The organism is Mucilaginibacter sp. UR6-11 (assembly GCF_020880695.1).
GTDB lineage: Bacteria > Bacteroidota > Bacteroidia > Sphingobacteriales > Sphingobacteriaceae > Mucilaginibacter.
Genome location: NZ_JAJIWO010000001.1, coordinates 578,586 through 600,677, shown reverse-complemented (window position 1 = coordinate 600,677; position 22,092 = coordinate 578,586). Strand labels below are relative to the sequence as shown.

At 41.7% G+C, this 22,092-nt stretch carries 19 protein-coding genes; 8 read left to right on the top strand and 11 right to left on the bottom strand.

The window, feature by feature from the left end; genetic code table 11:
• Positions 1-4 precede the first annotated feature (4 nt).
• From LJ658_RS02785 to LJ658_RS02770, 4 genes are all read right to left on the bottom strand, one after another.
• Positions 5-457, bottom strand: coding sequence for a hypothetical protein (locus LJ658_RS02785; protein WP_230544930.1), 453 nt, complete (start codon positions 455-457; stop codon positions 5-7).
• Positions 458-647: 190 nt separating this feature from the next.
• Positions 648-1,979, bottom strand: coding sequence for an L-lysine 6-transaminase (gene lat, locus LJ658_RS02780; RefSeq protein WP_230544929.1), 1,332 nt, complete (start codon positions 1,977-1,979; stop codon positions 648-650).
• Positions 1,980-2,114: 135 nt separating this feature from the next.
• Positions 2,115-3,005 (bottom strand): 1-aminocyclopropane-1-carboxylate deaminase/D-cysteine desulfhydrase, encoded by an 891-nt coding sequence (locus tag LJ658_RS02775; protein WP_230544928.1) that lies wholly within the window; start codon positions 3,003-3,005, stop codon positions 2,115-2,117.
• Between the two features lie 8 nt (positions 3,006-3,013).
• Complete coding sequence (locus tag LJ658_RS02770; RefSeq protein ID WP_230544927.1) at positions 3,014-4,078, bottom strand: DUF6588 family protein; 1,065 nt, start codon at positions 4,076-4,078, stop codon at positions 3,014-3,016.
• A gap of 125 nt (positions 4,079-4,203) precedes the next feature.
• On the opposite strand from LJ658_RS02770, the gene LJ658_RS02765 reads away from it, so the two are divergent.
• From LJ658_RS02765 to LJ658_RS02740, 6 genes are all read left to right on the top strand, one after another.
• Entirely contained in the window at positions 4,204-5,259 is a 1,056-nt protein-coding gene (locus LJ658_RS02765) for an RluA family pseudouridine synthase (RefSeq protein ID WP_230544926.1), read from the top strand.
• Between the two features lie 6 nt (positions 5,260-5,265).
• A complete protein-coding gene (locus LJ658_RS02760; RefSeq protein WP_230544925.1) occupies positions 5,266-6,102 on the top strand; it encodes an aminotransferase class IV in 837 nt (278 codons plus the stop codon).
• A 324-nt stretch (positions 6,103-6,426) separates the two neighbouring features.
• Positions 6,427-6,669 (top strand): HTH domain-containing protein, encoded by a 243-nt coding sequence (locus LJ658_RS02755; protein WP_230544924.1) that lies wholly within the window; start codon positions 6,427-6,429, stop codon positions 6,667-6,669.
• Positions 6,670-6,752: 83 nt separating this feature from the next.
• Positions 6,753-8,093 (top strand): hypothetical protein, encoded by a 1,341-nt coding sequence (locus LJ658_RS02750; protein WP_230544923.1) that lies wholly within the window; start codon positions 6,753-6,755, stop codon positions 8,091-8,093.
• A gap of 83 nt (positions 8,094-8,176) precedes the next feature.
• Positions 8,177-9,319 (top strand): 6-bladed beta-propeller, encoded by a 1,143-nt coding sequence (locus LJ658_RS02745; protein ID WP_230544922.1) that lies wholly within the window; start codon positions 8,177-8,179, stop codon positions 9,317-9,319.
• A 193-nt stretch (positions 9,320-9,512) separates the two neighbouring features.
• A complete protein-coding gene (locus tag LJ658_RS02740; RefSeq protein ID WP_230544921.1) occupies positions 9,513-9,893 on the top strand; it encodes a hypothetical protein in 381 nt (126 codons plus the stop codon).
• Between the two features lie 78 nt (positions 9,894-9,971).
• Here LJ658_RS02740 and fmt read toward each other — a convergent pair whose 3' ends face one another.
• Positions 9,972-10,892, bottom strand: a complete 921-nt coding sequence (gene fmt, locus LJ658_RS02735; RefSeq protein WP_230544920.1) for a methionyl-tRNA formyltransferase — start codon at positions 10,890-10,892, stop codon at positions 9,972-9,974.
• Between the two features lie 165 nt (positions 10,893-11,057).
• The gene (locus LJ658_RS02730; RefSeq protein ID WP_230544919.1) at positions 11,058-12,287 is read right to left on the bottom strand and encodes an exo-beta-N-acetylmuramidase NamZ domain-containing protein; all 1,230 of its coding nucleotides are present in this window, start codon (positions 12,285-12,287) and stop codon (positions 11,058-11,060) included.
• An 82-nt stretch (positions 12,288-12,369) separates the two neighbouring features.
• On the opposite strand from LJ658_RS02730, the gene LJ658_RS02725 reads away from it, so the two are divergent.
• Complete coding sequence (locus LJ658_RS02725; protein WP_230544918.1) at positions 12,370-13,590, top strand: FtsX-like permease family protein; 1,221 nt, start codon at positions 12,370-12,372, stop codon at positions 13,588-13,590.
• Positions 13,591-13,658: 68 nt separating this feature from the next.
• Here LJ658_RS02725 and LJ658_RS02720 read toward each other — a convergent pair whose 3' ends face one another.
• The 5 genes from LJ658_RS02720 to LJ658_RS02700 form a co-directional block, all read right to left on the bottom strand.
• Positions 13,659-14,108, bottom strand: coding sequence for a hypothetical protein (locus LJ658_RS02720; RefSeq protein WP_230544917.1), 450 nt, complete (start codon positions 14,106-14,108; stop codon positions 13,659-13,661).
• A 35-nt stretch (positions 14,109-14,143) separates the two neighbouring features.
• A complete protein-coding gene (gene mazG, locus LJ658_RS02715) occupies positions 14,144-14,950 on the bottom strand; it encodes a nucleoside triphosphate pyrophosphohydrolase (RefSeq protein ID WP_230544916.1) in 807 nt (268 codons plus the stop codon).
• 103 nt (positions 14,951-15,053) lie between these two features.
• The gene (gene mnmD / locus LJ658_RS02710) at positions 15,054-15,719 is read right to left on the bottom strand and encodes a tRNA (5-methylaminomethyl-2-thiouridine)(34)-methyltransferase MnmD (protein ID WP_230544915.1); all 666 of its coding nucleotides are present in this window, start codon (positions 15,717-15,719) and stop codon (positions 15,054-15,056) included.
• A 1-nt stretch (position 15,720) separates the two neighbouring features.
• The gene (locus LJ658_RS02705; protein ID WP_230544914.1) at positions 15,721-17,055 is read right to left on the bottom strand and encodes an MBL fold metallo-hydrolase; all 1,335 of its coding nucleotides are present in this window, start codon (positions 17,053-17,055) and stop codon (positions 15,721-15,723) included.
• Between the two features lie 157 nt (positions 17,056-17,212).
• Entirely contained in the window at positions 17,213-19,261 is a 2,049-nt protein-coding gene (locus LJ658_RS02700; protein WP_230544913.1) for a M13 family metallopeptidase, read from the bottom strand.
• A 132-nt stretch (positions 19,262-19,393) separates the two neighbouring features.
• Here LJ658_RS02700 and LJ658_RS02695 point away from each other — a divergent pair, with 132 nt between their 5' ends.
• The gene (locus LJ658_RS02695) at positions 19,394-22,075 is read left to right on the top strand and encodes a valine--tRNA ligase (protein WP_230544912.1); all 2,682 of its coding nucleotides are present in this window, start codon (positions 19,394-19,396) and stop codon (positions 22,073-22,075) included.
• Positions 22,076-22,092: the final 17 nt, after the last annotated feature.

Here is a 22,092-nt window from a genome sequence, read left to right as displayed (position 1 = left end):
ATTATCAGCTTAGACTATTTACGCCAACGTATTCAAACCTGTTGCTTTCTTCATTTCTTTGGCGCTTAAGCTTGTTTTCTTTGGCAAGCTTTAATAATATGCCTGATAATTCAGAGGTCTTAAAATCGGAGTTGTATTGATCCCTGCAATATTCGGCTATGGCTGATATGGAATGTGCTGTCGTGAAAAAGTCGGTTGTTAAAAGCTGATTAAGTATTTTGGTAGCGCCGGGTTTTTTCTTGCCTTTTAAACTGTCTCCTGCATCAGCACCTAATTTTTGTTTGCTGTTTTTTTTCATTAAGAATTCAAGTCCGTCAGGATCTCCTCTTTCAAACTCGATCATTGCATCTAACAGTTTATCCACGACTCTTACCTGAACGGCTTCTGACCTGAATGCATTAACAACTTCTGATATTTCAATCAGCTGTTTTTTTAGTTTTTCAATCGGTTTGCTCATGACATATTATTGCTACGGTAAATATTATTTCGGTGGACTTAATAAAGTAATAAATAGAGAAATTAGCTTTATTAACAGAGGTATTTATATATTAAATATAACGCAAACATACAATTATAGTATATTTCACCTATAAAAAATAGAGGGTTCAAGCTAAAAAAACAGTTTGTTGTAGCGAAAATACTACAGGCTAAAGCCTACCCGCAATTTTTTGAAGTATATGTAACCCTTCATCGATATTATTTTTTTCAATAATAAGTGCCGGCCTGAAACGGATAGTGCTGTTACCGCAGCCCAAAAACATGACATTATTTTTTATGCCTTCCTGTATAAAAGTATCACGTTTGATTTTGTCCGGTAAATCAAATGCCGAAAGCAGGCCCTTGCCGCGTATATTGGTTATAGCCGGAGTGGCTTGAGCTATAATGGCTAACTGCTCCTGCAAATAAAGGCCGTTTTCTGCTGCTTTTGCGCACAGGCTATCCTCTTCAATGATCTCCAGTATCTTTGAGGCACGTACCATATCAACCAGGCTGCCGCCCCAGGTTGAGTTGATGCGCGATGAAACGTTAAATACGTTGTGTTCTACCTCATCAATGCGCCTGCCTGCCAGTATACCGCACACCTGCATTTTTTTACCAAAAGCTATAATATCCGGCCGCGCCTTTTCGCCAAAATGTTCATGGCACCAAAATTTGCCGCTTAAAGCCACACCTGTTTGCACCTCGTCATAAATCAAAAGCGCTTCATTTTCGTCAGCCAGTATTCTCAGTTGCTCCATAAATTCTTTGCGGGCATGATTATCGCCGCCTTCGGCCTGTACGGGTTCAACAATTATGGCGCATATCTCATCTTTGTTGTCAGCAAAGGCTTTCTTTATTTCTGCTATGGATTGGGCTTCTCTTTTTAAAAGATCTGTGTGGCTGCTTTCAGTTTCCGGAAATTTAATCGCCGGGAATGATACCCGGGGCCAATCAAACCGGGCATACCATTTAGTTTTAACGGGTAAAGTATTGGTAAGGCTTAAAGTATAACCAGACCTGCCATGAAAAGCATTTTCAAAATGAAGTACTTTTTGTCCTTTTTCGGTGGTATAGCCCCTGGCAAAATTCTTTTGTACTTTCCAGTCCATTGCAGTTTTAAGCGCGTTCTCAATAGCCAGTGTACCACCCGAAATGAAGAATGCGTGCGGAAGGTAAGCAGGGATGCCGATTCTTTCAAATGTCTCTACAAACTGAGCGTATTGGGTTGTATAGATGTCAGAGTTTGAGGGATTGGTTAATGCAGCCAGCATCAGGTTTTTTTTAAAGCCCTCATCATTAAGCATCTTAGGATGATTGTAACCCAGCGGAACCGACGCAAAGCAGGTGAAAAAATCAAGCAGCGTACGTTTATTCTTTGAGTCATAAATATGTACACCGTTACTTTTTTCCAGGTCAAAAGTAAGATCGAACCCATCAGCCAGCACGTGCTTTTTTAAGGAATCGATAACATTTTCGGGAGCAACAGACAGGTTATACATAATAAAAAAGCTTTTAACAAATTTACTAAAAAACCCTCTGAAATGATAATTTAAGCGGTTTTTGAACCGCCAGCGTAAAAACCAACTTTAAACTATTTAAAGCGGTATTTTATACTGAAATTTATTTGGGTACAGTTAAATAAACTTGTCTTTCATCCCTAATAAACCCCAGATACCGCCGCTATGCACGGCCAATATTTTGCTGCCGGGCTTAAAATAGTCTTTACCGGCGAGGTCATAAACAGCATAAAGCATTTTACCGGTGTAGACAGGATCTATTAAAATGCCGGTTTGTGCTATAAATTGTTTGATAAATGCTATCAGGTCGTCATTCACCTTTCCGTAGCCGCCAAAATGGTAATCGGTGTGCAGCCGGTAATTTGCCGGAGCTGTTAATAAACGATCAATTTCATGGGCTATAAAGCTGCCGTTTTTAAATACAGGTATGGTGTTTAATTGGGTTGATAGTTTGTGCTGTGTAAGACCGTTAGCTATTCCGGCAGCCATGGTACCGGTGCCGCTGGCGCAAAATATATGATCGTAATGTACAGTTAGTTCGTCGACCAGTTCGCTGCACCCCCGGGCGGCCTCGGGCGAGGCTCCGCCTTCATCAATAAAAAAAGCCTGGTCATCATCACCAAAATATTTATTAAACAGGCCTGGTTTCTCCCGATAGCTGTCTCTGTCAGTAAATATTAAATTCATGCCATGCAGGCGGCACATAAAAAGGGTATCGTTAGTTATCCCCTCGCCCCGGACAATGCCGCTAGCTTTAAAACCGAATCTGGCCGCAGCAGCGGCTGTCGCCAGGAGGTGGTTGGAGTATGCACCGCCAAAAGTTACCAGGTGAGTTTTATTTTGAAACTGCGCTTTTTTAAGCAGGTATTTAAGCTTACGCCATTTATTACCTGATATGACAGGATGTATCAGGTCATCGCGTTTGATATAAACTGATAAGCCCCGCTCATCAAATAATTTGTTTTTAATTTGATGAACGGGACTAAATATCTCTAAGTCAAGATGCATTAGGCTGATTAGAAGCCTAAACCGATACCAGCGTTAACTGATTGATACGCTGCAAAGCTGTATGATCCGTATAATTTAAAGAAGAAGAGGCTCATCTGGAAACCAACATCAGCTCGGGCACCGTTTACACTTGCCGCCGAACCAGTGATAGAGATTGGGTTAGCATAAGAAGTATAAATAGGTTTGCCGGTATTGGTTACACCAGTAACAAACGGGAAGTTGCCTTTTAAGCCAACATCAGTCTTGCTGCTTAAATAACCAACAGAAACAAATGGCGTAAAGAATAATAATTTTTTAGACAAAATGATCTGCGTATTCCAGCCGCTAAAATGACCTTCCAGGCTTTGATTTGTAAAGTCGGTGTTCCCGCCAACAGTGCTGCCTGCATCAGGTTGTACGCTTAGTGGTTTAGTGTAATTTAAGCGTGTGTACCCTACGGCCAGGGCAAGGTCAAATGGCAATACGTGTTTAGCGCCAAAATCATTAGCAAAGTTATGTTTTAAGCCAAAGCCAAACATACCTACAGAACCTACGTCGTTAGTGATTTTGGTGGTAGGAATAAACCTAACTGTAAAGTCGGTGCTTTTTATTAAGCCAATGGTCAGCTGGACTTGTGGTGCAGGGATATACTGGCTTACACCTTTGGGTAAAGTGGTGTTATACTTACGGGTAGGGTCGTTAGGTGCACTTGGATCAGACACAACGATACCTGTGCTCAGGTTTTTGTCACCGCCAAACGTTGGTGCTATTGATGAACCTGAAGGTTTGATGTTATCTAAATTTAATGAATTTATATCAAAGGTCTTATCAGATGAAGGAACCATACTTGCAGTAGCGCTCACCCTGACTACAAAATGTAAAAGGCTCTGCGTTTTTGCAGTATTGGTCCAGCCGCCGTTTAAGCTGTTGCCAAAGCCTTTAAATAACGGGTTGCTGTAAGCGTTAATTAACTTATTTACATCGCCGGGTGAGCCTTTAAACAGGTCGGATATGCCATTGTCAGACTGCGCGCTTGCCTTAAAGGTTGCGGATGTTAAAATTACGAGTGTAATGAATGTGTAGAGTTTTTTCATAAAGTTTAATAATGAGGTTTCGACCATAAAAGTAATAACTATTTGGTAATAATCAATATCCTAACCATTTAGCTATATTATTTAATAATAATTAATTGAGTGGAAAAACAATTATTTTTGCGCCAATGATACAAGACCCGGATATAATAGAGCAGGATGAACAGGATCTGTATGAACACCTGCGGGTAGTTGTTGATAAAGGCCAGTCTCTTTTACGCATTGATAAGTTTTTGATGTACCGTGTTGAAAACGCGTCGCGTAACCGGATACAAAACGCCATAGATGCCGGCAATGTGCTGGTTAATGATAAAGTAATAAAGGCCAGCTACCGGGTTAAACCGCTTGATGTGATATCAGTGGTGCTGCCGCATCCGCCGCGCGATACTGAAGTGTATCCGGAAGACCTTCCCATAAACATTGTTTATGAGGATGATGATGTGCTGGTAGTAAATAAAGAAGCGGGCATGGTGGTGCATCCCGGGTACAATAATTATACGGGTACCCTGGTAAACGCGCTGGTTTACCATTTTCAGCAATTGCCAACATTGCCCGGCAACGACGGCCGGCCGGGGTTGGTGCACCGGATTGATAAGGATACTTCGGGATTGTTATTAATCAGTAAAAACGAGCGGTCAATGACTTACCTGGCACGCCAATTTTTTGATCATAGCATAACACGTAAATACATTGCATTGGTTTGGGGCGATCTGGAGCAGGACGGAACGGTAACGGGCTATATAGGCCGCAGCGTGAACGACAGGCGGGTAATGTCAATCTATGATGACGAAGAAAAAGGTAAGTGGTCTGTAACGCATTACCGGGTGCTTGAGCGGATGAATTATGTTACCCTGATAGAGTGCCAGCTTGAAACCGGCCGCACCCACCAGATCCGTGCACATATGAAGCATATTGGGCACCCGTTATTTAGCGACGCCACTTATGGCGGCGATAAAGTATTAAAAGGCACCGTTTTTAGCAAGTACAAACAGTTTGTTGAGAATTGTTTTGAGCTGATGCCGCGCCAGGCCCTGCACGCGCAAACACTGGGTTTTACCCATCCGTCAACAAAAAAATATATTCACTTTGAAGCGCCTCTGCCACAGGATTTTGATAATGTATTGCAGAAATGGCGTAAATATGTTGGTATGAATGCAACACAAAATGGTGAAATTAGCGATTAATTGACCATGGCACTTCTTTATATCAATTTTAACGGAGAGATACTACCGGCAGACAGCAAACTGCTTCCGGTAGCAAACCGGTCATTTAAATATGGCGATGGTTTGTTTGAAAGCATGCGGATGCTTAAAGGACAGCTTAAGTTTGCAGATATGCATGCCGATCGGTTGCAGCGTGGTATGAAAGCCCTGAAAATTGACGGCTACTCGCAAATGGACGCTTACTTTTTGAAAGAGATAGCTGAGCAGTTATCCATCCGCAATAAATCAAAACACGGTCGTTTAAGATTAACTGTTTATCGTGACTCGGGAGGTTTTTATGCGCCGACGCAAAATAAAGCCGGGTTTTGCCTGGAGTTTACTCCGGCCGATGAGCCCAGGTACTTTTTAAATGAGAAAGGTTTAATCGTTGATATTTTTACCGATTTGCCCAAGCCCTCAAACTATCTGTCGAATATAAAAACCTGCAACTCGCTTACTTATGTGATGGCGGGATTGTACAAGGCGCAAAACAACCTTGATGAAGTTTTTTTACTAAATCAAAACGGATTTTTATGTGAGGCCAGCAGTGCCAATGTATTTATATGGTACCAAAACCATTTATATACACCTGCTTTAAGCGAGGGGTGCGTTGAAGGAGTAATGCGGCAGGTGATCATTAACCTCGCCAAAAAAAATAATATCCCCGTTACCGAGGCGCAGATCAATCCTGAAATATTGTACGAAGCCGACGAAGTTTTTTTAACCAATGCCAGCCGGGGTATCCAGTGCGTTATGGGGTATGGGATAAGACGTTACTTTAATAAAGTAAGCAAGGGGCTGATGGACGAGTTGAATAAGTTATAGTCCATAACTTAACTTAAAGTAAATAATTGCCGTTTTTTATCGCTTATGGCCTTCCCGAAAATTTTAGGTTACCTAAAAAGCTACAGATAACCACATCAAAATCGATTCATCTTCTCAATAGATTTTACCAATTAGTATGTAATTTATGGGCACATTTCAACAGTAAATGTGTGTTGTTGATAGCAGCCTATCAGGCGGTAAACAAGCCCGGAAAAACAGTCACTGCAAAAAAAAAACAGTCACTGCAGAAAAACTGCAGTGACTGTTTTTAATTTAGTGATTAATTGACCGCCCCTGAATTTTTTTATCATTTAAACCTAAGCCATGCCTAAGTATTATTTTGACAGGCTTGAGCAGCTTAACGGGCTTATCAAGCGGAAATCAACCGGGGCTCCTGGTGAGCTAGCAAAGAAAATGAATGTAAGCGAGCGCACGGCGTTCGAATACATCGAAATTTTAAAATCGTTAGGTGCAGAAATCAGATACTCCCGTAGCCGCAGATCCTATTATTATCCTATAGACGGAACTTTTGATTTTCAATTTAGAAAAAGTGTCACAGTTCAGTAAAGCCTTAGTTCAGTAATGCCTTACCTTTTGGTAAGGAATTTTTGTGCGCCTATAATTATTTGACGTCAATAAATTTTCACATTATGAATACAATAGCAGAATCACTAACTAAAAGAAGACCGTCGTATTTATCACTAACCAACAAACAATGGATTTTTTTATCTATATCGTTATTTACCGCTGCGATAGTGTTTGCCTATAATCCTGTATTTTCTCACCAGTTCCAGATGCATTGGGACGACCAATGGGTAGTGGTGAATTTTTATACAGAAAATGGGTTAACAATGCATAACCTGCGTGAAATATTTACACAATATTATCATGGGCAGTATTCTCCCATAGCTCAGCTTTCGTACACTTTGCTCTATGCAGCTGCGGGGTCAGTATATGAGCCCGGTTGGTTTCATACCTATAGCCTTATCGTCCATTTGCTTAATGTTGTGCTGACGTATCTTTTTATAAGGAATCTGCTGACGTACAGTAAAAACTTTACGGATAGTTCTATCCAGACGATATCATTTTTTACCGCCTTTATTATGGCGATACATCCATTTTTGGTTGAAGCGGTAGCCTGGATGGCAGCTTCTAAAATTCTGTTATACAGTTTTTTTTATTTATGGGGACTAAATACCTATTTCAGCTATTTAAAAAGTAAAAAGGTGATTTATCTGATAGCGGTTTATTTATTGTTTGCTTTATCATTTGGCGCAAAAGAACAGGCGGTAACGTTCCCGGCTTGCTTACTGTTAATTGATTATATTTTAAAAAGAAACCTCAAAAACCGGGCTGTCTGGTTAGAAAAGATACCCTTTATCCTCACCTCCTTGTTTTTTTGTTATATAACGTTGGTGTCACAAAAATCTAACGGCGTAGGTATGCTATCACAAATGAAAACCTATCCGTTTCATCAAAATTTAATTTTTGCGTGTTACTCTGTTACCGAATATTTTGCCAAATGTTTGATACCCAGCAGGCTGAATTTTATTTATCCATTTCCTAACCCCGTTGGGGCACCGGTTCCTTCACGATTTTTGATTTATCCTTTTTTATTACCAGTAATAATTGTCGCACTTTTTGACTTCTGGAAAAAGCGTTGGGTTGCATTCGCCATGATTTTTTTTGTGATACACCTAGCTGTTGTTCTGCACATAGTGCCTATTTCCAGATTTGCCGTGGTGGCCGACCGATATGCTTACATCGCGTCAATAGGAGTGTTTTTTTTGATTTCCTATTACCTGGATATAGCTATAAGGTCTGTAAAATACAGAAACCTGACCGTTGTAGCGCTGGTGTTTTACCTGGGCTATCTGGGCAATTATACCTACCGTCGAAGTAAGGTATGGCATGACAGTGATACCTTAAAAAAAGAGCTGAATGACCTGTATAACAAAAGAAATGATTTTGAAGAAAAAAATAAAAAGTAGCACCGTTCAGCAACGCTTATGCTATAGCTGCTAAGCCTTATGACGTAGTGACAAATCAGTTGTAAAACCTATTCTGTTTAGATATGAAAAATTACATTTTAATTCTGATTGCGGTTATTTCATTAACAAATTGTTCAAGGCCCGGCCCGGCCCGTAAAAAGGCTGAGAAAATTAAAATAGATCTGGAAGACACATCGAAGAAATATGTGGAAGATGTGATGGATACCATAAAAACGGTGACGCTAAAAGGAGGTAATAATTTTTCGCTTACAGATATAGCCACATGCTTTGTTTCAGATAGCGACATCGTCATTTCAGACGCATTGCAGGGAGCCGTTTTTATTTTTGACAGCAGTGGTAAACTCAGAAAAAAGATCCAGCCATCGCATTCATTAAAAGATTTTAAAAGGGGCGACTTTAACACCATTACTGACTCTTACTACGATGATAAGACTAAACTGATTGAAATAATGGATCGCACCTCAGGGCGCATTTTTCGATTTGACAATCATGGAAATATAAAAGATACCCTAAATCTTAACATTACAAGGTCCTTAGGATACCAGTTTGTAAAGGCCAATAATTTTTACGTAAGTAAGCTTTTAAATGGAAATGCTGACAGACGAAGCGTTGGTATTTATGTGAAGAACGGAAAGGGGTTAAAATTTGACGCACAAAAACTTTACACAATACCCTATTTAAAATACACTAATATTTTATTGCCCCACCAACTGGATGTTTACCGCGACTCGGTTTACTATTTTCCTATACTGGAAAACAAAATTTATAACCTGACAACCGAGCAACCCACACAGGAATATGAACTTGACTATCCGGGTAAATACCAGATGCCATCTGACTTAATGAATGCCAGGCCTACAAAAGATATTTATGCCTATTACGAGAAGATGGAGGCTTCAGGTATTATTTATGAAAACAATTCACTTTTTGTAACAGATGACTGGATAACGTTAAGATTTGATTTTAAAAATAAAAAATATCCGCGAAATATATTTTACTCAAAAAAAAGCAAAAAAGTTTTGCAGTATACCGCGCTTAAATCTAAAACCGGTATGCAGCTGCTTTCGCACGCCGCTGTTGTTGCAAAATATAAAGACTGCTTTGTGATGTTTGCCGAAGCGCCGATACCCAAAAAAAACAATGACAAAGTGACTAAAAAGGGAGTCTACAAACTCATGTATTTCAAACCGAAGAATCTGTCGTAGACATTGTAGTTAATTGATGACAAATAATAAACAAATCATGACACCAACTTTATTAATTATAAGTGAGTGTGCACAGTGGGATGACACCGCTGTTGGATTTAAACTGCAAAAATGGTAACCCCCTTTGGGGGAAACATTAAACTAAAAACAGTGAATTATATAACAAATACAAGTTAAACTTAAAATTAAAATTATGAACAAAGTAGTTAAAATAATAGGTGTTTCTGCCTTGATAGTAACACTGGTATGTAACTTACAGTATTCTTTTTTTTCGGAGGTGAATAAGCAGCAAACAGGCGCCAAAGCAGCCTGGACTGATATGTATGGCAGTGTTTATTGTGGACAGGAAAGTGATGGTTCCTATTGGAAAGCTGGTACATGGTACTGGGTTTCTACAACTGCATACTACAACGAAGACTTTGGCTATCCTAATGGTTACCAGGATGGTATTTGGTATTTTGTTAGAGATAATGAAGGTAGCCAATGCGGCTTAGATATGCCTTCAACTTACCCTGGTTTTAACTACATGGGGTATGAAATTACAGCTCCTAACTATCCCCAAATTGCTTATTAGGAATCAAAATCGCCATCGAAAGATGGCGATTTTAATTTTAAGGTCTATCTGTTAAAATCTCCCTAAGCCGTATCCTGCTTATAATTTCACGCCCCTCAAAAATTCTGCGATGTCCATGCGTTTCTTTCCTTCAAGTTGTACGTTCGTAACGCTAATAAAGCCATCCTGTGCGGCAAATTTTAAATGTGTTTTATTGTCGGTTAAAAAAGCGCCGGGTTGCAGGCCGGGTTCGGTGTCCTGATGCTCTGCCTTATATATTTTAAATGTCTTACCATTTAATGCAGTATACGCAGCAGGGGTAGGGCTTAGGCCACGTATAAAATTATAAATATTTTTAGCCGGCTGGTTCCAGTTTATTTTGCAGTCGTCTTTATAAATTTTGGGCGCGGTTTTAGGCTCGGCACCCTCTGCCAACAATGACGATTGAGGATGCTCGTTATACCTTCCGCTTTCAACGGCCTTTACAGTTTTTACCAACAGACCGGCGCCTTTGTTCATCAGGCGGTCATGGAGTTCGCCGGCAGTTTCGTGGCCGGTAAGCGTTACTTTTTCCGTAAACAAAACGTTGCCGGTATCAATTTCATGTTTCAGGAAAAAGGTGGTTACACCGCTCTCTTTTTCGCCGTTTATCAGCACCCAGTTTAATGGCGCGGCCCCACGGTAATTAGGCAATAATGAGGCATGTAAATTGATGGTGCCTTTATCAGGCATGTTCCACACCTCTTCAGGTAACATCCTGAACGCTACCACTACCTGCAGGTCGGCGTCTAATGATCTTAGTTCGGCTAAAAAATCCGGGTCTTTAAGGTTAGTGGGCTGAAGTATCCTTAATCCATTAGCTGCTGCATATTGCTTTACGGCAGACTCACTTACCTTTTGCCCGCGGCCGGCCGGTTTATCAGGTGCGGTAACTACGCCCACGATATTTGACCCGGCTTTAATCAGTTCATCCAATGATGCCACAGCAAATTGCGGCGTGCCCATAAATACAATTTTCATCAGCGTAATTTATTTTAAAAGTGATGAAGCCATTATGGGTTTACTATTTATTAGCGGCAACCCGTATGGTTTCAAGGTGATAATATAACAACTTTATCTGGCAGTTATACTTATAATAAGTGCAATCAGCAAAAAAAGTTTAAATGATATGTGCAGCGGGGCATTTTATTGATATAACAAATATTTTTTTCGCATTGCCTTAAATTTAGTCAGTCCGGCGGCCCAGCTTTGTCTTATTTCTGTTTCTGATTTACCGGCTTCAATTTGTTTCCTGAGTTGTTCTGTGCCTGCTAATTTTAAAAAATAGGCATTAAAAAAGTGGGCCTTATCCGGAAACGCCCGGTATAGCTCAATGAGCCAGGCTAAATTAATATGGCCACTTTTTTTTAGTGTATTTGTATCGTAATTTCTTAAATCTATACCATAACAAATTTTGTTTTTTTGCGGTGGGTCTTCACTCATCCCTGCCAGGCTAACCGGCGTAAATGAATACCTGTATTTGCCTTTTAACAATGGATGACCAATTTGCACAAAGGGAAGCATGGTGCCCCGGCCCAGGCTAAGCGCAGTGCCTTCAAATAAGCATATACTTGGGTATAGCAAAACAGATTGAACGGTATTTAGATTGGGCGATGGATTAACCGGCAAAACATACGCAGCTGAATGTTTATAATTGGCAACCTTAATGATTTTGAGTTTGCATTGCACCCCGTTTTTTAGCCATCCTTCGCCGTTTATCATTTGTGCGTACTCGCCAATGGTCATACCATGCGAAACAGGTATAGGATGCATGCCCACAAACGAACGATAGGCGGTGTCTAATACCGGCCCGTCAATTATAGCGCCGTTTGGATTTGGTCTGTCCAATATCAACAACTCAATATTGTTTTCGGCGCAGGCCTCCATTACATAATGAAGTGTTGATATGTAAGTGTAAAAGCGGACGCCAACATCCTGTATATCAAAAATTACCACGTCAATACCTTGCAGGTCGGCCGATGTAGGTTTAAAGTGTTTGCCGTAAAGGGATATAACCGGCAGCCCGGTCCGCGTGTCAACGGCATCATCAATAGTTGCCCCATTACTGGCATTGCCCCTGAAACCGTGCTCGGGACCAAATATTTTTTTGATATTTAAGCCCAAACTTAACAAACTATCGGCACAGGTAACTTTGCGCGGGCCTATAACCGAGGTCTGGTTAACAACCATCGCCGCGTTTTTACCTTTTAAGTAGCTTACATATAACCTGGTCTGGTCGGCACCAGGTGTTATGTCTTTAGTAATTTTGCCGCCGGTTTGTTTTGCAGGTTTACCCGGTTTGGCGCAGGTGACTGATGTACACGGTATTAAGCATATGATCAGTATTAGTAAAGAAAAATATTTTGGCCTCATCATAAATTATAATATCCGTTGATTTAAAAATACCATTTTAAGCAGTAAAACTGCATATTTGCTAAGTTACAAAAAACATACTGCATTGAATTTTGCATCCTTTATAGCGGGCCGTATATCCTTTAAATCTAAACGCACATTTTCAAAACTGATTGTGCGTATAGCCATCGTTGGCATTGTACTGGGGTTGGGGGTGATGATATTATCACTGGCTATTATCCGGGGCTTTAAAAACGAAATTCTTGAAAAAGTGCGTGGTTTTGATGGCGATATCAAGGTTGTTAAATATGACCTTAACGGATCATATGAAAACTCGCCGTTTGTTAAAGCCGACACTTTTGTAAACAAGGTAAAAGGCAGCCGCGCTATTTTACACATTATGCCTTTTGCAACCAAGCCGGGCATTATTAAGGCACACAATGAAATTGAAGGCGTTGTGCTTAAAGGGGTTGACAGTACCTATAGCTGGGATTTTTTAAGAGCCAACCTGGTTGCCGGCACAGTAATCAATTTTAAAGACACTACCGAATCAAAACGGCAGTTAATGATATCGCAAACTACAGCTAACAGGTTAAAACTTAAATTGGGCGATAACCTGATGATGTATTTTGTGCAGCAACCCATGCGCAGGCGACCTTTTAAAGTTGTAGGCATTTTTGACACCAGTATTGAGGATATTGATAAAATATATGTTATAGGCGACCTGTCATTACTTAAACGGTTAAACAACTGGAAAGCCGACGAAATTGGCGGTTACCAGCTTACAGTAGCCGATTTTGAAAAGATAGATGAAGTAGGCTACTTTGTAGATAATAACTTACCCCCGCGGCTTAAGTTCACTACCGTATTTGAAAACTTTCCGCTGATATTTGAGTGGCTGCCCCTGTTGGACATTAACGCCCGGGTTATGCTGATCCTGATGCTGGCGGTGGCGGTAATTAATATGATATCGGCATTGTTAATTATGATATTGGAGCGTACCGCTATGATAGGCATATTAAAAGCAATGGGCGCTACCAACTGGAGCATCCAAAAAGTATTTTTATACAATGCCTCCTATATTATCGGTTTGGGGCTGATATTCGGCAATGCATTGGGGCTGGGCCTGAGCATACTCCAATATAAAACACATGTCTTTAAATTGGACGCATCGTCTTATTACATGAGTTTTGTGCCCATACAAACCAACTGGGCCGATATTGTATTCCTGAATATTGGCACAATGGCTATTTGTTTGCTGGTGCTTATTGTCCCCTCTATGCTGGTTTCAAAAATATCGCCGGTAAAGGCTATTCGTTTTAAATAAATTAAATAAAAGCTGATAATAACATTGTTAGCATAAGCCTCATTTAATCACGATATAACTGGGAGGTCTTATTTCATTTTAGTAAGGTGATAGCTACACATCAGCGTATCAGATTTTACGCCATTAACAATCTCAAGATAAGAGCCGTTATATTTATAGGTATAGTAACCTGAAAGGTGCGTTTTTTTGGTTGTATAGTTAACCGGTGAGGTTACATCATTAAATTCCATATTAACAAAATCTTCGCTGAAACTACCATAGCTGCCGGCATGATATACAGTAGTGTCGCCGGATACGGAGTAGCCGGTATTGGTAGACAGCACCAGCTTTAAGTTTGCAGTTACGGTATCATATTTTGAGGTTAGCGTATTTTTATGGATCCGCATAAATTTGCCCGTAAAAATGCCAAGGGGATAGTTATTATTGACGGGATCACTATCGGGGTCATGATAGCTTTTGATACAGCCGGATATGAATACCAACGACAGCAATGATAAATAAATCAGTTTATTCTTCATGATCTGCGTCGAGCCGCGCTCGCCTAAAATTAATATTACTTTACTTTTTTGGCCTCCTCCCAAAAGATATCCATTTCGGCGAGACTCATATTATGCAACTGCCGGCCATTTTCGGCCGCTTTACTTTCCAGGTATTGAAAACGTTTTATAAACTTCCTGTTCGTTTTCTCCAGCGCATCCTCCGGGTTAATATTGATAAACCTTGCGTAGTTGATCAGAGAAAACAGCAGGTCGCCAAATTCGCTCTCGGCTTTTTCCTGGTCTATCGCGCTGCCATCTTCGGCATTAAATTCATTTTTAAACTCCTGCAGTTCTTCTTCAACCTTGGCCCAAACCTGGGTTTTCTCTTCCCAGTCAAATCCTACACCTCGTGCTTTTTCCTGTATGCGTGATGCTTTTACCAACGCCGGTAAAGATGCAGGCACGCCGCCCAGGACAGATTTATTACCTTCTTTCAGCTTTATCTGCTCCCAGTTTCGCTTAACGTCTTCCTCATTATTAACCTCCACGTCGCTATAGATGTGCGGGTGGCGGTTAATTAATTTATCGCATATACTGTTCAGTACGTCGGTAATATTAAAATGGTTGCCTTCCGAGGCGATCCTCGCGTAAAAGACCAGGTGCAGCATAACGTCGCCTAATTCTTTCTTCAGTTCTGGCATATCAGCGCTTAAAATAGCGTCAGACAGTTCATAAACTTCTTCAATGGTAAGGTGTCTCAGGCTCTCAAGTGTCTGTTTTTTGTCCCAGGGGCAGTTTAAACGCAGGTCGTCCATAATGGTAAGCAGACGCTCAAAAGCGGTAGCAGGATTGGCAGCGGTAACAGGCGCAGTTAAAGGCATATGTTTTTATTTAAATGTGCAAATGTGCGGATATGCAAATGTGCGGATTTTTTTAATGGGCAGGTTGGTCGTTTATGAGATAGGCAGCTGCCCATTTGCATATTTACCTGGTTGCTCTCAACATTTCGCGTTTGCCGGCCGCACCCGGTATTTTTTGTATTTGCAGGCCCATGGTTTTAAGCATGCGTTTTAAATTACCGGTGATAGCATAGGTAACAAACACACCCCCCTCTTTTAAAAAGCTGATAGTATGGCCAATGGCTTCCTCATTCCACATCTCGGGTTGATGAATGGCGGCAAATGCATCAAAATAGATAACATCAAATTTTATAGCTGATTTAAAATCCAGCAGTTTGCTGTTGGCGATTTGCAGTTGGCAGGCAAGGTTTAACCGGGTTGAATTTATCAGTGCAGCCTGGTAATTCGCCCGGAATGCTTCCCACAAACCGGCCGGGATATATTGCTCATAACCGGTACCGGCTACCAACTCATCATTGAGCGGATAAGCCTCGATGCCGGTATATGTTAAACTGATATTTTGTTGTGTGCAATAATCGGCGGTAAGCAAAAAATTGAGACCGGTGCCAAAGCCAACTTCTAATACAGATACTGCTTTGGCAGGGTGCGTATCTAAAAAATATTGCAGGCCCGACTGTAAAAATACGTGCTGGCTTTCCTGCAAAGCCCCATGTCTTGAATGATAATTCTCGCCAACTTGCGGGTTATATAGGGTGTTTGAGCCGTCGGCGGTTTTTACAAGTTCAAGCATATTAATGGTTTACTCCAAATTCAACTATTGCGTCGCTCAGGTCATACACGGGCACCGAACTTATTTCGCCGGCAATAATGCTGGCAGCAGCAGCCGAGCGATAGCCAGCCGCACAATGTACAACAATGGGCTTATTTAAAGGGATCTCATTTAAACGTTCGCGTAACTCGGGCAGCGGAATGGATAATGCCTGGCTAAAAATCTTTCCGGCATTAATCTCAGTCTGGTTACGCACATCTACAATAGTGTAGCTTTGGGGCGATTGTTTAAAATCAGCCAGATTAATAGCAGCTGATTTTTCATCAAACTTATCACCTGGTAACAAAGCCGCTTTAATGTTTTGCTCATAACCAATTTTAGCAGCCTTTTCAATTACACGGTTAAGGTCGTCATCGGTTTCGGCAATTAAATAGTATTGCTCCTGTGGCTGTAGTATTGATCCTAACCAGGTTTCAAATTTCTCGCCATCCTGCAGGTTAATCGCTCCTTTTAAATGCCCTTTTCTAAATTCTTCTTTGATACGGGTATCAATAACCGGTATGTTTTTTTGAATGTTCCCGGTTTTGGCGATAGCGCTGATACTTTCATATAATCCGGGTGCGCCATTTTTATTCAGGTCGACATCAAAAGTAAAATAGTACGGTACAAATGGCTGGTCGGTAGTAATAATATCAACAAATTCTTCTTCGTCGCTGATTTGCAGGGCATAGTTTTCGCGCAACTCGCGGCCTATGGTACTCTGCAGATCCGGGCTTATGTTTTTTCCGCAAAGCGATCCCGGCCCGTGTGCCGGGTATACCGTAATATGATGGGGCAACAACATTAATTTTTGATGCAGCGAATGAAATAGCTGTCGTGCCAGCTCTTCTTTTTTGGCGGTGATATTTCCGGCATTTTCCCGCAGATCCGGACGGCCAACATCACCCACAAATAAAGTGTCGCCCGTAAATAACGCTTTATCGTATCCATCCTCATCCTGCACCAATATGCAGATCGAATCGGGCGAATGGCCCGGGGTATTCAGGGCTTTTAGCTTAATATCAGCTAATTGAATAATATCGCCGTCGTCAAAACTTTCGTGCGGATAAGCGGCCCCAACCAATTTACTGGTATAAATAACGGCGCCGGTAGTTTGGTGGATCTCCAAATGTGAGCTTACAAAATCAGCGTGCGGATGTGTTTCAATTACGCCGGTTATAGTTGCTTCATGCAGTTTTGCAAAGTCATAGTAATGCTGCGGATCGCGGGCAGGATCAATCACTATCATTTTTGCATCCCGTATAATTGCATAAGACGCATGGGCCAGGCCCTTATCGTAAAATTGATGAATGATCATTGGGTACAAAGATAATTATTTAAGCGCAGATGACGGATATTCCTAAAACTGATTGAAGACGTTCGCGTATCAATAAGCGCTGTGCAGTTAATAAAAAAGTCGGCGTACATAAGCTGTATACGCCGGCTTTAAATGGGTTTGAAACACTAACAGCGTTTTACCAAACCTTTATTCTGTCCCCGGGCTTTTTGTAAAGCTTATCGCCGGGTTGCACATTAAATGCTTTGTACCAGGCATCAACATTGGTTAAGGCCGCAAAGGCACGGTATTGTCCCGGCGAGTGCGGATCAACCAGCACCAGTTGGGCGGCTGTTTCGGGCCGCGCCGATCCTCTCCATACTTGCGCAAATGAAAGGAAGAAACGCTGATCAGGTGTAAAGCCGTCAATTTTTACCGTTGATTTGCCCTGTTTGGTTTTTTTGAATGCTTCATAGGCTACGTTTATGCCACCCAAATCAGCCAGGTTTTCGCCTAGGGTTAAGCGGCCGTTTACATGGATGGTATCATTTACCGTATAGCCGTTAAATTGCTCAACAACCTTATCGGCACGCGATTTGAATTTGTCCGCGTCAGCTTTGCTCCACCAGTTATGTAATGAACCGTCGGCATCATACTGTCTGCCCTGGTCATCAAAACCGTGGGTCATTTCATGACCGATTACCGCGCCGATACCACCATAGTTTACCGCGTCATCCGCAGCAAAATCAAAGAAGGGGAACTGCAATATACCAGCCGGGAAAGTGATCTCGTTTTTGGTAGGGCTGTAGTTGGCATTTACCGTTGGAGGTGTCATATTGAAACGTTTTTTATCAACGGGTTTGCCTAACTGGCTAACATTGAAATTATATTTCCATTGACCAACGCGCCTTAAGTTGCCGGCGTAGTCATTACGCTCAATCACAATGCCTTTGTACTCTTCCCATTTATCAGCATAACCAATTTTAACGCTAAAAGCCGCCAGTTTTTTAAGTGCTTTTGCCTTGGTTTCGTCGCTCATCCACTCAACGCGTTTAATACGGTCGCCTAAAACATCTTTAAGGTTGTTTACCAGGTTTATCATATAAGTTTTTGCAGCAGGCTTGAAGTATTTTTCAACATACAGCTGGCCCAATAATTCGCCCATGCTGCCATCAATTAATGATGCCATGCGCTCATTACGGGGCGTTTGTACTTTTTGGCCCGATAATACACTGCTAAAATCAAACGACGCCTTAACAAATGGCGAGCTTAATGCGTTTGCAGAATTTTTTAATATCCCCCAGCTTAAATAGACTTTCCAGTCATCAACAGTGGTTGAGCCAACAAGATCATCCTCTGTCTTGAAAAAGTCCGGCTGCCCAACAATTACGCTGTCCTGGCCTGGAGCCTTCATTTCGGGCATTAACTTAACCCAGTTAAAATGCGGCGTAAGTTTTCTGAAATCCATTACCGCTAACTTGTGGTAGCTTCTGTTAGGATCGCGCAGGTCGGTACGGCTTAATTGTGCCTTAGCCAGTTTTGCCTCGATGCCGAAAATGGTTTCTGCATTTTTTACCGCCTGTTTGGTATCAGTGCCGGTAAAAGTGAATAAATTAACAATATATTGCTTGTAGGCATTTTGAATTTTGATGGTGCGCGCATCGTCCTTTAAATAATAATCCCGGTCGGGCAGGGTTGTGCCCCCCTGGAAGAAGCTGGCTATATTAACATTGGGATGTTTTGAATCGGGCCCTACACCAAATGTAAATAAGGGTACTGCAATGGCGTGAGTACGTTCATATGTAATTTCGGTTACCACATCATCCGTGGTTTTGATATTTGAAATGCGTTCAAGGTCAGCTTTTATAGGCTCATAACCGCGTCTTTCAATAGCCAGGCTATCCATGCCGCTGGCAAACATATCGCCGACGCGTTGTTTTACGCTACCTTTTGGCTGGCCGGGTACAGTGCTAACCTCTTTTAATATACCTACCAAACGATCCGTGTTTTCCTGCGCCAGGATGTTGAAAGCGCCCCAGCGGGTTTCTTTTGCGGGAATAGGGTGCCTTTTTATCCAGTTTCCGTTTGCATATTCGAAAAAATCATCGCCTGGCTTTACGGACTTGTCCATATTTGCCGGGTCGATAAACTTTATGCGTGGCCCGGGCTTTATGTTATCAATAACAAAAGCGCTGGCGGCAAGGCATACGCCTCCCGCCAAAATTAAATAAGCGAGTTTTAATTTCATGAGAATAATTGAATCAGTTATAACTACAATAATAACGAATTTAAGCAGATGTTAAATATTTCAACCTGATAATTATTGCATCTCATAATCAATCCGTAAAACTTTAATCCAAAACCTTATTTTTGCATCCTTATGAGTATTGTTAAAACCTATTTGCCCAAAGAAGCCGAAGAGAAATGGTATAGTTACTGGTTAGAGAATAATTTTTTCAGATCAGTACCGGATGACCGCGAACCCTACACTATTGTAATACCACCGCCAAACGTTACCGGGGTGCTGCACATGGGCCATATGCTAAATAATACCATACAGGACGTGCTGATACGCCGTGCCCGCATGAAAGGCAAAAATGCCTGCTGGGTGCCGGGTACCGACCACGCCAGTATTGCGACCGAAGCAAAAGTTGTTGCCATGCTTAAAGAGCGCGGCATCAGCAAAAAGGATTTAACACGACCGGAGTTTTTGGATTATGCCTGGGAGTGGAAAGAAAAATATGGCGGGATTATATTAGAACAGTTAAAAAAATTAGGCGCATCATGCGATTGGGAGCGTACCCGCTTCACCATGGATGATGATATGTCTGAAGCCGTTATTGATACCTTTATTCACTTGTATAAAAAGGGCCTCATCTACCGTGGCGTACGCATGGTAAATTGGGACCCGCAAGGCAAAACCGCGGTAAGTGATGAAGAAGTTATCCGTAAAGAAGTTAATCAGAAATTATATTATATAAAATATAAAGTGGTGATGGATGAGCTTTCCCTGCTGAGCGAAAGCCTTGCTACCCATCATTCGCCGCTTAGCAGCCGTTATTTAACCATTGCTACCACGCGCCCCGAAACCATCATGGCTGATGCGGCTATCTGTATCAACCCTAATGATGAGCGTTATTTACACCTGCATGGTAAAAAGGTTTTTATCCCGTTAATTAACCGCGAAATACCGGTTATACTGGATGAATATGTAACCATGGATTTTGGTACCGGCTGTTTAAAGGTAACCCCGGCGCATGACCTGAATGATTATGAACTGGGTATAAAACATAACCTGCCGGTTATTGATATTTTAAATGATGACGGTACACTAAACCCAAAAGCCGAAATATTGATAGGCGAGGACCGCTTTGCAGCCCGTAAAAAAATTGCGGTAATGCTGGAAGAAGCAGGGGTATTGGATAAGGTTGAAGAATATAAATCACAGGTTGGTTTTTCTGAACGCACCAATGCGGTTATTGAGCCCAAGTTATCTATGCAATGGTTTTGCAAGATGGATGAGATGGCAAAGCCCGCGCTTGATTATGTGTTAAATGGCGATATTAAACTGATCCCCGAAAAATTTGCCAATACCTACCGCCATTGGATGGAGAACGTAAAGGACTGGTGCATAAGCCGCCAGTTATGGTGGGGGCAGCAAATACCTGCCTACTATCTGCCAAACGGGGGGTATGTTATTGCCAAAACCATCGATGAAGCGTTAGCACAAGCAAGAGAACTAACCCAGAACCCACAACTCACCACGCAAGACTTAACGCAGGACGAAGATGTACTGGATACCTGGTTCTCATCGTGGTTATGGCCGATATCTGTTTTTGACGGATTTAAGGATCCGGACAATGCCGATATTAACTACTACTATCCAACTAACGATTTGGTTACTGCGCCCGAGATCCTGTTTTTCTGGGTAGCGCGAATGATCATGGCTGGACACGAGTTTAGGGGTGAAGTGCCATTTAAAAATGTCTATCTAACAGGTATCGTCCGCGATAAACAGGGTCGTAAAATGTCAAAATCATTGGGTAACTCGCCCGATCCTTTGGACCTGATTGAGAAATATGGCGCCGATGGCGTCAGGGTAGGGATGCTGCTAAGCTCGCCTGCCGGTAATGATTTGATGTTTGACGAAAGCCATTGCGAACAGGGCCGTAATTTTTACAACAAGGTTTGGAACGCCTTCCGTTTGGTTAAGGGCTGGGAGGTTGATCATAGTTTGGCAAACCCCAACCAGGTTGCTATTAACTGGTTCGAAAGCCGTTTTAACCAGGCACTTACAGAGATTGAAGATAACTTTATCCAATACCGTTTATCAGAAGCATTAATGGCTACTTATAAGCTGATATGGGACGATTTCTGCGCCTGGTACCTGGAGATGATCAAACCTGTTTACCTGCAGCCGATTGATGTCGAAACTTACAGGCGTACGATTGCTTTTTTTGAAAACATTTTGAAGATTTTACATCCGTTTATGCCTTTTATAACCGAAGAGTTATGGCACGATGAATTGTTTGGCGGACGTACACCGATGGATTGTTGCATCGTTGCCCAATTACCAAATAATGGGGAAATAAATTCCCGTTTGCTGGCTGATATGGAAAGTGTAAAACAGGTAGTAACCCAGGTAAGAAATATTCGTAACAGCAAACAGCTGTCGCCAAAAGAGGCTTTACCGCTTTCGGTAAAATCAAATTCGGGTGTTGAATACTTATCCTATAAAACCATCTTAACCAGGCTTGCCAACTTAACTGAGCTGGTGTTGGTTAATGACAAGTTAAATGGTGCAAGCGCCTTTTTAGTATCAACAGACGAGTTTTATGTGCCGCTGAACGAAAATATTGATCCGGTGGTCGAAAGGGAAAGGCTGCAAAAAGAAAAAGACTATTTAACGGGATTTTTAAAATCAGTTAATGCCAAGCTCTCAAACGAGCGTTTTATGAGCAACGCAAAACCCGATATTATTGAAGCCGAACAAAAAAAGCGAGCCGATGCCGAGGCAAAGCTAAAGATCATTGAAGAGGGATTATCCGGATTGGCAAACTAATTGTTTAACCTGGGTTA